Origin of the sequence: Neokomagataea tanensis (assembly GCF_006542335.1) — a bacterium.
GTDB classification, from domain to species: Bacteria; Pseudomonadota; Alphaproteobacteria; order Acetobacterales; family Acetobacteraceae; genus Gluconobacter; species Gluconobacter tanensis.
In genome coordinates this window covers 871,052-883,863 of the sequence record NZ_CP032485.1, presented here as the reverse complement: position 1 = coordinate 883,863, position 12,812 = coordinate 871,052, and the positions used below count along the sequence as shown (strand labels likewise).

The 12,812-nt window shown below is 48.3% G+C and carries 9 protein-coding genes; 8 read left to right on the top strand and 1 reads right to left on the bottom strand.

What is annotated here, in order from left to right; genetic code table 11:
* Positions 1 to 127: 127 nt before the first annotated feature.
* The 7 genes from D5366_RS04100 to D5366_RS04070 all read left to right on the top strand — a co-directional run bounded on the left by D5366_RS04100 (position 128) and on the right by D5366_RS04070 (position 9,157).
* Complete coding sequence (locus tag D5366_RS04100) at positions 128 to 1,885, top strand: alpha-amylase family glycosyl hydrolase (RefSeq protein WP_141492404.1); 1,758 nt, start codon at positions 128 to 130, stop codon at positions 1,883 to 1,885.
* A 236-nt stretch (positions 1,886 to 2,121) separates the two neighbouring features.
* Positions 2,122 to 3,081: a dihydrodipicolinate synthase family protein gene (locus D5366_RS04095; RefSeq protein ID WP_141492403.1), complete on the top strand. Its 960-nt coding sequence runs from the start codon at positions 2,122 to 2,124 to the stop codon at positions 3,079 to 3,081.
* A 145-nt stretch (positions 3,082 to 3,226) separates the two neighbouring features.
* Positions 3,227 to 4,747, top strand: a complete 1,521-nt coding sequence (locus D5366_RS04090) for an aldehyde dehydrogenase (NADP(+)) (RefSeq protein ID WP_141492402.1) — start codon at positions 3,227 to 3,229, stop codon at positions 4,745 to 4,747.
* A gap of 90 nt (positions 4,748 to 4,837) precedes the next feature.
* Positions 4,838 to 5,947: a mandelate racemase/muconate lactonizing enzyme family protein gene (locus D5366_RS04085; RefSeq protein ID WP_141492401.1), complete on the top strand. Its 1,110-nt coding sequence runs from the start codon at positions 4,838 to 4,840 to the stop codon at positions 5,945 to 5,947.
* Between the two features lie 115 nt (positions 5,948 to 6,062).
* Positions 6,063 to 7,352 carry an MFS transporter gene (locus D5366_RS04080; protein ID WP_170211042.1) on the top strand — a complete coding sequence of 430 codons (1,290 nt, stop codon included), beginning with the start codon at positions 6,063 to 6,065 and terminating at the stop codon, positions 7,350 to 7,352.
* Between the two features lie 135 nt (positions 7,353 to 7,487).
* Positions 7,488 to 8,237, top strand: coding sequence for an electron transfer flavoprotein subunit beta/FixA family protein (locus D5366_RS04075; protein ID WP_141493816.1), 750 nt, complete (start codon positions 7,488 to 7,490; stop codon positions 8,235 to 8,237).
* A gap of 2 nt (positions 8,238 to 8,239) precedes the next feature.
* On the top strand, positions 8,240 to 9,157 hold the full coding sequence (locus D5366_RS04070; RefSeq protein WP_141492399.1) for an FAD-binding protein: 918 nt from the start codon (positions 8,240 to 8,242) through the stop codon (positions 9,155 to 9,157).
* A 63-nt stretch (positions 9,158 to 9,220) separates the two neighbouring features.
* Here D5366_RS04070 and D5366_RS04065 read toward each other — a convergent pair whose 3' ends face one another.
* The gene (locus D5366_RS04065; RefSeq protein ID WP_141493815.1) at positions 9,221 to 10,918 is read right to left on the bottom strand and encodes an alpha-keto acid decarboxylase family protein; all 1,698 of its coding nucleotides are present in this window, start codon (positions 10,916 to 10,918) and stop codon (positions 9,221 to 9,223) included.
* A gap of 417 nt (positions 10,919 to 11,335) precedes the next feature.
* Between D5366_RS04065 and D5366_RS04060 the strand changes: the two genes are divergently transcribed.
* Positions 11,336 to 12,778, top strand: a complete 1,443-nt coding sequence (locus D5366_RS04060; RefSeq protein ID WP_141493814.1) for a catalase — start codon at positions 11,336 to 11,338, stop codon at positions 12,776 to 12,778.
* Positions 12,779 to 12,812: the final 34 nt, after the last annotated feature.

Genomic DNA, 12,812 nt, shown 5'->3' with positions numbered 1-12,812 from the left:
TAGGGTCTGTGCTGGAGCGGTATTGCGCGATAATAAATCATATCGTTCCGGTATAAATATTATTTTTTCTGCGATACTGTATTTCAGATTAAAACACTGAAATACAGTTTTACGCTTTGGGTGCGGTATGAAAAAAAACCTACGTTCACTTTTTCTAGGGCTTTTACTGTCAGCGACGGCTCTACCAAGTCTTTCTCTGGCGAAAACAGCGCCCGCTGAGCACCCGTGGTGGGAAAGTGCGACAATTTACGAAATTTACCCGCGTTCATTTCAGGACACCAAGGCAAGCGGGACTGGAGATTTAAAAGGCATAACACAACGCCTTGATTACCTAAAAAGCCTTGGAATAACAGCGATATGGATTACGCCTTTTTATCCCTCTCCAGGTGTTGATTTCGGGTATGATATCTCAAATTGTGAAGATGTTGACCCTCTATACGGTAATTTAAAAGATTTCGATAATTTATTGGCGGAAGCAAAAAAGAGAAATATAAAAATAGTCATTGATGTTGTTCTTAACCAAACGAGTGATAAGCATCCTTGGTTTGAGGAATCACGCAAAAGCCGTAATAATCCAAAATCGGACTATTACGTATGGATGGATCCAAAGGGTTTTGACAAAAGCGGTAAGCCAATTCCACCTAATAATTGGCAGAATTGGTTTGGGCACACGGCTTGGACATACGATGATCAAAGGAAGCAATTTTTCTACCATGACTATGCCAAAGAGCAGCCCGATTTAAATTGGCGGAATCCTGCTGTTAAAGATGCCATGTTTAAAATGATACGTTTTTGGCTTGATCGCGGCGTTGATGGTATAAGGTTGGATTCCATTTTCACGATTTATGAAGACCCGTCCTTCAAAGACGAGCCTTATTTATTGGATAAAAATGGTAATAAAACACTTGACGCTTTCGGAGAGACGGCAACGAGTCAGGTCTTGCAGGGTTACCAGCCCGAACTGCATCCGCTGATGCGTGATTTACGTAAAATGTTCGATTCCTATCCTGGTTCTCGCGCGTTGATAGGCGAGACTTACGGAATGGATATTGGGGGTTTGGATGCGTGGTACGGTGGCAAAGACCATAACGAACTAAATTTGCCTATGGATGTTATTTTGGGCATTCAGGACCAAGATAATAACTTCGTTCATTTGGATGTTTCTCAATGGAGAAAAAACCTGAATGATGCCGTTACGAAAATCCATAATTCTGAGCCTCTTCTGGTCATAGATAATCATGACAATCTGCGGGCAGATCGCTTTTGCGCGAAGGATTTTGGGGGCAAGCCCTTTGCAAATTGCACGGACATACAGAAAATGTTGGCGACAGTATTATTCGCCTCTCGTTCATCGGTGCTAATGTATTACGGAGATGAAATTGGTATGTCCACCAATACTCCGCAGCGTGTAGAGGATGTTCGGGATCCGGAGGGTAAGGCGGGGTGGCCAAAAGATAAGGGGAGGGACGCGGAACGGACCCCTATGCAATGGGATACAACATTAAACGCTGGGTTTAGTAAATCACCCACAACATGGCTTCCTGTTGGTGCATCTTATACAAGCGTAAATGTTGATGCCGAGGAAATTGATCCGAATTCAATGTTAAATTGGTACAAAAATCTTATTTCACTGAAGAATAACAATTTACTGTTTAAATACGGATCGCAGGAAGTTATAGAGGGTAATAACTCTCAGCTTTTGATCTTTAAAAGAGTTCTGGGTAATAAAAAGGCTATAGTTATTAATAACTTCTCAGGATTTGCCCAAAAATTTGATTTTGATGGTCAAGCAAAAATCTTGACGCAAAGTTTTGTCGGGAATGTCAAAACGGTAGGTGGGTATTTGCTTCCTCCATACGGAGCGATGATTCTCGATCTTCAATAAGAAAAAAGATTAATTAATTTAGGGCGCCCCGGATTCCGGGGCGCTTTTTTTGTGTTTTGAGAACTGAGAGAAAATCGGATTGTCCAAAATCACGGTCGGATTCTTTGTTTAAGAAATTATACGTTAAAACGTATACTTTCTTCTTGCCATGTGTGGTGCGCTGGGGTTAAAGCGTAGATATATCGTCGGGTTGGCTGCCAAGGTCGCGCTGCCTCCGGGAGAAAAAGGATCTTAGAATGAGTATTTTTTCTGGTGTCATTCCAGCGCTGATGACACCCTGCAAAGCAGATCGTACACCTGATTTTGACGCGCTGGTGCGCAAAGGTCTTGAGCTTATCAAGCAAGGTATGTCGGCTGTCGTTTATTGTGGCTCGATGGGTGACTGGCCCCTCCTAACAGATGCAGAGCGTATGGAAGGTGTCGCCCGCTTGGTTGAAGCTGGTGTGCCGGTTATCGTAGGGACGGGGGCGGTCAATACTGCATCTGCAGTAGCTCATGCCAAGCATGCGCAAGAAGTTGGTGCTCAAGGTCTTATGGTGATCCCGCGCGTGCTTTCCCGTGGATCTGTCATTTCTGCGCAAAAAGCTCATTTTAAAGCCATTTTAAGTGCAGCGCCTGACCTGCCAGCGGTGATTTACAACAGCCCATACTATGGCTTTGCAACACGCGCGGATCTCTTCTTTGCGCTTCGTGCAGAGCACCCGAACCTGATTGGTTTCAAGGAGTTCGGTGGCGCTGATGACATGCGTTACGCGGCAGAAGCAATTACAAGTGCAGAAGATAATGTTGCACTGACCATTGGTGTCGATACAGCTGTGTTCCATGGCTTTGTAAATTGTGGTGCCGCTGGTGCTATTACAGGCATTGGCAACGTACTGCCGAAGGAAGTTATCCATTTGAGCAATCTTGCTCGTGCGGCAGCTAAGGGTGACCCGGATGCACGCCAGCGCGCGCTGGAGTTGGAGCAGGCTCTGGCTATTTTGTCATCCTTCGATGAAGGTCCTGACCTAGTGCTTTATTTCAAGCATATGATGGTTTTAAAGGGAGAGCTTGAATATACACTTAATTTTAATGAAACAGATAATTTGACTGAAAGTCAAAAAGGCTACGTTCAAAATCAATTTGATCTTTTTAATAAATGGTATTCACATTGGTCTAAGCTTTCAGGTGCAGTTCAGGAATATGCACCTCAATAATTCGGTTTGATCTGATCTAAAGTCAGATTTGCCGAGATATGACCGCGCTCCAAGGGTATACTATATTTATTCTACTCTTGGAGATTGCTTTTCTCGAGGATTACAAGCGGGAAAAGTATTTAACGAAATTGTCAGGATGCTTACCATGCTCACCGGGGATCTAATTATAGGTTCATCTTTCGTAAAAAGAGAAAGAACCTTTGCTGCTGAAAACCCAGCTACGGGAGAGGCACTCGATACGTCGTTCTCGTGCGCCACAGAAGAGGATGTCCGGCTCGCATGTGAGCTTGCTGGTAAAGCATATCAAACATTCAGAAATTTAAAACCAAACGTGAGAGCTGAGTTTCTTGAGCAAATTGCGTTAGAAATTGAGGCCTGTGGCGACGCGCTTATAGAACGAACTTGCGCTGAAACCGCGTTGCCGCCTGCACGCATTACCGGTGAGCGCGGGCGTACGACAGGCCAGCTCAGAATGTTTGCAGAGGTGTTGCGCAAGGGCGAGTTTCAGCAAGCAAAATTTGATCGGGCATTGCCAGATAGGGCACCATTACCGCGGCCCGACATGCGGCAGGTCAGAATCGCCGTGGGGCCGGTAGCGGTCTTTGGTGCAAGTAATTTCCCGTTGGCCTTTTCTGTTGCCGGGGGTGACACGGCTTCTGCTTTGGCTGCAGGTTGCCCTGTAGTCGTGCGGGCTCATCCGGCTCACCCTGGCTGTAGTGAAATGGTGGGGCGGGCTATTCAACGTGCAGTTCAGCACTGCGGCTTGCCCGAGGGTGTCTTCTCGCTTTTAGGCGGAACAGGACATGAGATCGGTGCGGCATTGGTGAAAAACCCAGAGATCGCGGCTGTTGGTTTCACGGGCTCAAGAGCCGGTGGATTAGCCCTAAGCGAGATTGCGTCTAATCGCCCAGTTCCAATCCCTGTCTACGCGGAAATGAGCAGTATTAACCCTGTTTATCTTTTCCCTCAGGCCTTGAAAAATAGTGCTGAAGAGTTGGGAAAAGGGTTTGCTGCGTCACTTACCATGGGGGCAGGGCAGTTCTGTACCAATCCGGGTCTCATTTTGGGTGTTGCGGGTCCTGATTTGGAACTCTTTATCAAGAGTGCTGCAAAAGAGCTTAAGAATATTGCAGCTACAACAATGCTGACGTCCGGTATTTATGCGAATTATAGTGCCGGGGTCGCGGAGCTTATTGAGAATGATAAAGTCAGTCTCGTTGCTCGCGGGCCTGAAGGTGGGCTGAATGCATGTCAGTCTGCGCTTTTTGCAACGGACGCCCACTCTTTTATGGCGGATAAAAGCCTATCACACGAAGTTTTTGGCGCATCATCCTTGGTTGTGGAATGTGATGACATGGCCACGCTTAGGAAGTTGAGTGCGGGCTTGGAAGGTCAGCTGACCGCCACGCTCCATCTTCGCGAGGGTGATATCGAAGATGCGCGCACATTGTTGCCTATCCTTGAGCTAAAAGCAGGGCGTATCCTGGCGAATAGTTGGCCTACAGGCGTAGAGGTTTGTGAAACCATGGTGCATGGTGGGCCTTTCCCTGCGACGAGCGATGTTAGGACAACCTCTGTAGGCACGGGCGCGATAGAGCGTTTTCTACGGCCTGTTTGCTATCAAAATATGCCGACAGATTTATTGCCTTCCGCTCTCGTAATATAACGTATTCGATATATAATCATTCGAATCGTGTTAAAATTTTTTGTGGTTTGCATAAAATTTGAGTTCCTAACGTTTTAGAAAGAGTTGACCATGCGTATCGTCGGGATTGATGTTTACTCTTACCGGGTTGGTTATGCCCATGGGCAGTATGTTATGTCCGGCGATCGCGTGGCCGATACAGAGGATGGAACGGTAGTTCGCATACGCACGGATGAAGGTATTGAGGGGTGGGGGGAAATAACGACCCTCGGTAAAGTTTATCTTCCGACTTTTCCTGAAGGCATTCGTACGGCCTTAAAGGACTTGGGGGAAGCGATTATTGGAAAAGACCCATCCAATATTTTATTGATTAACCAGATTATGAACTCGACGCTAATGGGGCAAGAGTTTGCGAAAAGCCCAATAGATATTGCATGCTGGGATATATTGGGAAAATCTCTCAATCGTCCGATCTCTGCTTTGATTGGTGGCGTGATTAATGAGCGTTTTCCAATTTATGAGGCTGTTCCACTGGGGACAGCTGAATCAATGGCCGATTTTATTAGAAAAAGACGCAGCTTTGGCATTAACCGCTTCCAGTTGAAGGTTGGTAATAACCCTCTTGAGGATGTTGCCAGAGCCAAAGCTTGTTCCGCTGCTGGTGATAATGAGACGGTCATAGTTGCTGACTCAAACGGTGGCTGGTCTTTGGCCTCTGCTAAAATAGCAATAGCAGGTCTTGAGGGATTGCCTGTTTATGTTGAGCAACCCTGCCGATCCACGACAGATTGCATTTTAGCGCATCGGGGTTCAAGCGTACCGCTGGTGTTAGACGAATCCATAGTGTGCCAAGACGATGTATTCCGGGCAAAATACGAAGGAAATGCCGTTTCAATTAATTTGAAATTTGGGAAATTGGGCGGCCTTACCAATGTTTTGCGGGCTAGAGATCTGCTGCAAGACCTCAATATGGCGGTGTCGGTTGAGGATATGTGGGGTGGTGACATTATCACTGCGGCTACAAGCCATATTGCCGCGACAACACGCCCGACATCATTGCTTATGACGCCGTTTTTCAACGACTGGACTGACGGCCACTTAGCTGGCTATGCGCCAAAATCACAAAATGGCTTTGGCTCAGCCCCGACTGCTCCGGGCCTTGGTATCGATATTGATACGGACAAGCTCGGTAAGCCGCTTTTCTCCGTCGGGGCGGTGTAAAATTATAGTTTTGGGGGCCAGTATTTATTTCACAAGTATTGGCCAGAGTTTTTAAGAATCGAATTTCTATTATTTTAATATGTGAAATTTGATCGTTATGATTAAGGAGCAAAATATGCCCGAAATAGCTGTTTTGACCGATCACGATACAGCCCCTCTGGCAGAGGGAGTAATGTCTCATAACGATCTGAGTCTTTCTACCGTACGAGAAATACCGAAGCATATACGGCGGGCACGACTGGCAAATTCTATTGCGTTCATGACTTTTGGTGCGAGTTTTTACGCTTGGTCTACAGGCGTATCGGCCTTACGCTTTCATACGTCTTTGGACGGTAATAGCGGTGATTTCTATTTTGGAATGATCGCATTGGGCATGGGTGTAGGTTCCACTGTTGGAGCGTTACTCACAGGACGATTGATTGATGCTTTTGGCGCACGCATTGTTTTGGCATGCGCTTTGCTTTTTTACGGTATGTCATTCTTTCCTTTCGGTGCCTCAAATAGCTACATTTCAGCCCTTTTAATTGGAATTGTGTTCGGCACCCTGCGCGGAGCTTGTGATACGAGTTTGAACACCCATGGCGTGCAGATTGAACGTTTCTATGGGCGAACAATCATGTCTGAGTTTCATGCATGTTTTGCTTTTGGTGGTTTTTTATATGGCTTGATTGGTAGTTATTTCGCGGGATATTTCCCTGCGTCACCCTTTTACGATTTTGCGTTGATGGGAGCCTTATGTTTATGCGCTGCCATTGGGTTAAATAAGAATTTTCTAAGTAAAAACGATATTACGGAAGACCAGAATATTATTATTAAAGATGCGAATATTAACCATAAAAAAGGGTATCAATGGGTTGTCCTAGGCCTGATGGTCGGGTTCGGGGCTTTATTATTAAGTAGCGTAGCTACGGAGAGTGCGGTCACGGATTGGGGGCAGGAATTCATGCGCCGCCATATTGGTACGACTTCTTCTGTAGCTGGTATTGCGATTAGTTGTTTTACAGGCGCTGAGTTCGTCGGTCGGTTATTCGGTGATTCTATTGCTAGAAGGATTGGTCGTCCGTTAACGATTATATCAAGTGCGTTCTTGGCTTTGGTGGGTATGTCCTGCGCCAATTTTATTCCATCACATGCTGCCGCCATTATTGGTTTTAGTTTAATTGGTATCGGGGTTTCGTGCCTAACTCCTTTGATTGTTTCATGTGCCGGGAGTAAAGACCCAGAAAATCAGGGTAAAAATATAGGCATTGTGTTTTTCGTTGGGTATTGCGGCACCTTGTTGGGGCCGGCAATATTTACATTGATTGTAAGCATGCTCGGCATAGGAAAACTATTTATATTCCCGGTATTTTTGATGATCGCGCTTGCTGTTCTGGGGCCTATTTTGACACGGGTGCGTATCTGATTTTTCATGTTGGAATAATAAATTATATGTACCAAAGGGCTGATTTTTTCAGCCCTTTTTATTTGACTATCGTATACAATATGCGTCTTATATCAGTCGGCTTCATTATTTTATGGGAACGAACAGCTCGTGGGGATAAAAGTCTTAGTGCCCGTGAAAAGGGTTATTGATTATAATGTTAAAATTCGCGTCAAAGCTGATGGCTCTGGTGTAGAAACTAGCGGCGTTAAAATGTCGCTTAATCCATTTGATGAAAACGCTATCGAAGAGGCCGTGCGTTTGAAGGAGCGCGGTGATGCTTCTGAGATTGTTGCGGTGTCGATTGGGCCGCAGGCTGCTCAAGAAGTCTTGCGTACAGCCTTGGCAATGGGCGTTGACCGCGCAATTCTTGTTACGACGGACGAAGCGGTGGAGCCGCTGGGTATTGCAAAAGCACTAAAAGAGATTGTCCTGACCGAAAAGCCTGATTTGGTTATACTCGGAAAGCAAGCAATTGATGATGACATGAATGCTACAGGCCAGATGTTGGCCGGTCTTCTCGGATGGGGCCAGGGCACTTTTGCGAGTGAAGTGGTTATTGAAAACGAGAACGCCAAAGTTACCCGTGAGGTTGATGGTGGACTGGAAACGGTCCAGTTAAAACTGCCTGCTATCGTTACGGCGGACTTGCGCTTAAACGAGCCCCGTTACGCATCGCTGCCAAATATCATGAAAGCGCGTAAAAAACCTCTTACAACGCTCAGCATTGCTGATCTTAACGTCGACGTAGCACCACGTTTGACGGTTGTGAGCGTTGCGGAGCCAGCAGCTCGTCAAGCTGGTGCTGTTCTTGGCAGCGTAGAAGAACTTATTGAAAAATTGCGCAATGAAGCAAAGGTGATTTGAACGTGACCGCCTTAGTTCTTGTAGAATACGAAAATAACGATATTCGCCAATCTTCTCGTTCAGCAATTGCAGCGGCAGCGCAGTTAGGGGAGGTTGACGTCCTACTGTTGGGAGCTTCTGCTGAGGCTGCTGCACGTTTCCCTTCTGTCCGGAAAGTTCTCCACCTTCCGTGTGATGGTGCATTGAAGGGATTGGCTGAGCCTGTAGCAGCACTTATTGCGGCCCTATCAGCTGATTATACCCATATTATCGGGGCGGCATCTGCCAGCACAAAAAACATTCTGCCTCGTGCAGCAGCGTTGATTGATGTGCAGCCAATACCAGACGTTGTTTCTATCCTTGATCAAGAAACATTCATTCGGCCCATTTATGCTGGTAATGCGTTGGCAACGGTGCGCTCAACAGACAAGCACAAGGTGCTTACCATCCGCCCTGCTCACTTTGATCCCGTAGGCACAGAGGGTGGAGCGGCTGAAATCGTTGTTTTGTCCAACGATCTAACATCGCCATTGTCTGATATCGTATCGGTACAATTGTCACAGTCTGACAGGCCGGAACTTGATGCCGCGCGCGTTGTCGTATCCGGTGGTCGCGGTATGCAAAATGCTGAAAACTTCAAACTGTTGGAGTCTTTGGCGGATAAATTGGGCGCAGCAGTCGGTGCTTCGCGTGCTGCGGTAGATGCGGGCTTCGTTCCCAACGAGCTTCAGGTTGGGCAGACAGGTAAAATTGTTGCCCCTGAGCTTTATATCGCAGTCGGTATTTCTGGCGCTATCCAGCATCTTGCGGGGATGAAGGATAGTAAGGTGATTGTGGCCATCAATAAGGACCCAGAGGCCCCGATTTTCCAATCTGCTGATTACGGAATCGTTGGGGATTTGTTTGAAATCCTGCCTAAACTTCAGGCGGGTTTAGGCTGAACAAGAGTATTTTCTAGCTCAGTGTGCCGGCGAGACACTTACTCGCCGGCATTTAGAGAGAGCTTAGGCTTGCGGCTTACGTGAGTTTGCCTTTGCGACCTGCTTACCCCATTCGACGAGCTCTTTAGTGCAATCTGCACGGTCGAGGCGACATTCGATGAGTGTTGGGCCGCGTGTGTGTTTCTGCGCTTCTTTAATCGCGGCTTTGAGCTCTGCCCCGGTGGACGCTGTCAAACCCAAAGCTTGACCACCGCGTAGAGATCCGTCTTCTGCTCCTGTGCCGCCATTGAAGGCTTCCATCAGTTTCGCGTAGTTCCAGTTTTGAATGTAATTATACGGGCCGTCATGGATTTTAATTTCAATGACGTAGCCGTAGTTATTGATCAAGAAGATGATGACCGGCACCTCGTAGCGGATCATCTGAGCTACTTCTTGGGCTGTAAGCTGGAAAGACCCATCCCCAACCATCAGCACATGGCGGCGTTCCGGCGCAGCAACAGCACTTCCGAAGACAGAAGGGACACTCCAACCAATGTGACCCCACTGCATTTCAGATTCGACACGTGTCCCATCAGGAAGGTTCATGCGAGTCGCGTTGAACCACGAATCCCCGGTCTCAGCAAAAAGGGTAGTATTGCCATCGATAAGGCCGTTGATTTGGCGGGTGAGCTCGTCGTTTGTGAGCTTCGCATCAGGGGCTGCAGGGGCGATGCTCAGAGGCTTGTAGGCATCTGTTGCCGAAGCGGGTTTTGATGGTGCCTTTTCTGCAAGCGCGCTGACAAACGCTTTGAGGGGAATACCAGCAAATTGCTGATTATCGACCGTCACGCTCTCTGGATTGACTTCAATCACGTTTTCGCCCCGGACCAGCTTGCGCCAGCCGACGGAGGCATAGTCGTTCCAAACTGGGCCAAGCGTGATGACGCCGTCAGCGCCTTCGACGATTTTTTCTGTACCTTCGCTGCTGACCTCACCCCAGTAAACGCCGCGGAATTGCGGGTGGGCTTCGGAAAAGAGGCTTTTAGCCGCGCTCATCACCGTTACGGCACAGCCGAGTCGCTCAGCTAGGGCGACGGCTTCTTTCAGCGCGCCAGCGGATTTGAGTTTGTTGCCAATTAGAATGACGACCTTTTCACGCTTTTCCAAGAAGGAGAGGCTGGCTTCTAAGGCGGCATTTAGGCTTGTGTCATCAACAGGTTGGCTTGAGAACAATGTTGAGATGGGGCCGGGTTTGACACAGGGTGCGCCAGCGATGTTACAGGCGATTTCGAGGTAAGCAGGCTTTTTTTCGCGCAATGCCGTGCGAATGACGTGGTCAATCTGGGCAGGGGCATTTTCAGCGGAAACGATGATTTCAGCCGCTACAGTAACATGGCGTACCATCTCACGCTGGTAGGAGTAATCGGTGAGGCCAATTGTGTGATGCAAGACATGACCGGAGCCGTGGTCGTTTGTATTTGGGGCACCAGAAACCAGAATTACCGGAAGGTTTTCAGCGTAAGCACCGCCAATACCGTTCATGGCGGAAATTGCTCCGACGCTGAACGTTACAATGGCGCATGCTGCACCGTTTGAGCGCGCATAACCCTCAGCCGAGAAGCTGCAATTAAGTTCGTTGCAGCTATAAATCTGCTGTGTTCCGCCATGCTCAATGAGCTGGTCCAGAAGAACGAGATTGTAATCGCCTGCAACGGCAAAATGGTGCTTAAGCCCGATCTGAGTCAGGCGTTCTGCAAGGTAATGTCCGACGGTGAACGTCATAATCTTCAGTGCCTCATTGACCGCGCGAGCGTGGCCGGAAAGTATGGCCGAAACCATGCTTGGACTCGCGACACGGCGGGAAAGCGCGACAAGCCGTCAGTATCGGCGGCGCCATCTACGCGGGATTGAAAATGAAGGGCGCGAATAGAGCGGTTAAAGGGCATAGAAAGCGTCATCGTAATGGGGCTGTAGACCAGCATCGCCCTGCTATGCTCCTTCAATAAAGACCGCATCTCGCGCTCACGAACACTCTAAGCCTTTAAGCCGTAATAAAGAACGACTTATGTCAAAACTTAACGGCATCGTGATGGATATTACAAATAGGTGAAACCTTTTAAAAAAATAAAATTAATCGGTTTCTAGATTTTTCCTGCTTTCGGTAGAGGTTGGCTCAACAGAGAAACAAGAGGTGTGATGATGGTTGAGCGCAACATTATCCGTACGACAGCAGGCGCCCCTTGGGGCAATAACCAAGACAGCAAGACTGCAGGTCCGCGTGGGCCCTTGCTGCTGGAAAATTATCAGCTGTTGGAAAAGTTAGCTCATCAGAACCGTGAGCGTATCCCTGAGCGGACCGTGCACGCAAAAGGTTCGGGTGCTTTTGGAACATTCACCGTTACCCAAGACATTACGCGCTATAGCTGCGCTTCGATCTTCTCAGAAGTTGGTAAAAAAACTGACCTTCTGACCCGCTTCTCTACCGTCGCAGGTGAGCGCGGTGCCGCTGACGCTGAGCGGGACGTACGCGGTTTTTCCGTCAAATTTTACACGGATGACGGCAACTGGGACCTTGTTGGTAACAATACGCCAGTCTTCTTTGTGCGGGATCCGATCAAATTCCCTGATTTCATCCACACACAAAAGCGCCATCCTCGTACGAACCTGCGTTCACCGACGGCTATGTGGGACTTCTGGTCACTTAGCCCAGAGACGTTGCATCAGGTTGCAATCCTGTTCTCGGATCGCGGACTTCCTCAAAGCTACCGCCACATGCACGGCTTCGGGAGCCACACCTTCTCACTGTGGAACCGTGAGGGTGAGCGTTTCTGGGTGAAGTTCCACTTCAAGACCCAGCAGGGCATCCGCAACCTGACCAATGAAGAAGCTGCCAAGATCATCGCCAATAACCGCGAAAGCGCACAGGAAGACCTGTACAACGCGATTGACCAAGGCGACTTCCCCCGTTGGACAGTGTACATCCAGATTATGGACGAAGCCGAAGCTGAGCGCGTCTCTTTCAATCCATTCGATATCACGAAGGTCTGGTCGCAGTCGGACTATCCACTGCAAGAGATCGGGGTGATGGAATTAAACCGCAACTCGGTCAATTACTTCGCTGAGATTGAGCAATCCTCTTTCTCCCCGTCCAATGTTGTGCCGGGTATTGGCTTCTCACCTGATCGTATGCTGCAAGGCCGTTTGTTTGCCTACGCAGATGCACACCGCTACCGCGTTGGAACGCACTATGAGACGCTGCCTGTGAACCGGCCCAAAATTCCAGTGAAGAACTATCACATGGATGGTCCGATGCGCTTTGATGCTCCTGAGCCCGGAGACGGTGGGTATTATGAGCCCAATTCGTTCTCGGGACCTGTAGAAGCGCCAGACGCTGTCGAGCCACCGCTGAAGATCAATGGGGATGCCGCGTATTACGAGCATCGCTCAGATGGTGACGATTTCGAGCAACCACGCGCGCTCTTCCGCCTGTTTAATGCAGAAGAAAAGCAACGCTTCTACAGTAACTTTGCGGGTGCCATGGCTGGAGTGCCTCAAGAGATCATCGAGCGTCAGCTAGCACTTTTCCACAAGGCTGATCCTGAATGGGAAGCCGGTGTAAGAACTGCTCTGCAAGCCGCATAAAACAAAAAACCCTCCAAGCAATGATTGCTTGGAG

Excerpts from the sequence above, each read along its gene's own strand:
- D5366_RS04100 (WP_141492404.1), top strand. The coding sequence starts at position 128 with ATGAAAAAAAACCTACGTTCACTTTTTCTAGGGCTTTTACTGTCAGCG.
- D5366_RS04095 (WP_141492403.1), top strand. The coding sequence starts at position 2,122 with ATGAGTATTTTTTCTGGTGTCATTCCAGCGCTGATGACACCCTGCAAA.
- D5366_RS04090 (WP_141492402.1), top strand. The coding sequence starts at position 3,227 with ATGCTCACCGGGGATCTAATTATAGGTTCATCTTTCGTAAAAAGAGAA.
- D5366_RS04085 (WP_141492401.1), top strand. The coding sequence starts at position 4,838 with ATGCGTATCGTCGGGATTGATGTTTACTCTTACCGGGTTGGTTATGCC.
- D5366_RS04080 (WP_170211042.1), top strand. The coding sequence starts at position 6,063 with ATGCCCGAAATAGCTGTTTTGACCGATCACGATACAGCCCCTCTGGCA.
- D5366_RS04065 (WP_141493815.1), bottom strand. The coding sequence starts at position 10,918 with ATGACGTTCACCGTCGGACATTACCTTGCAGAACGCCTGACTCAGATC.
- D5366_RS04060 (WP_141493814.1), top strand. The coding sequence starts at position 11,336 with ATGGTTGAGCGCAACATTATCCGTACGACAGCAGGCGCCCCTTGGGGC.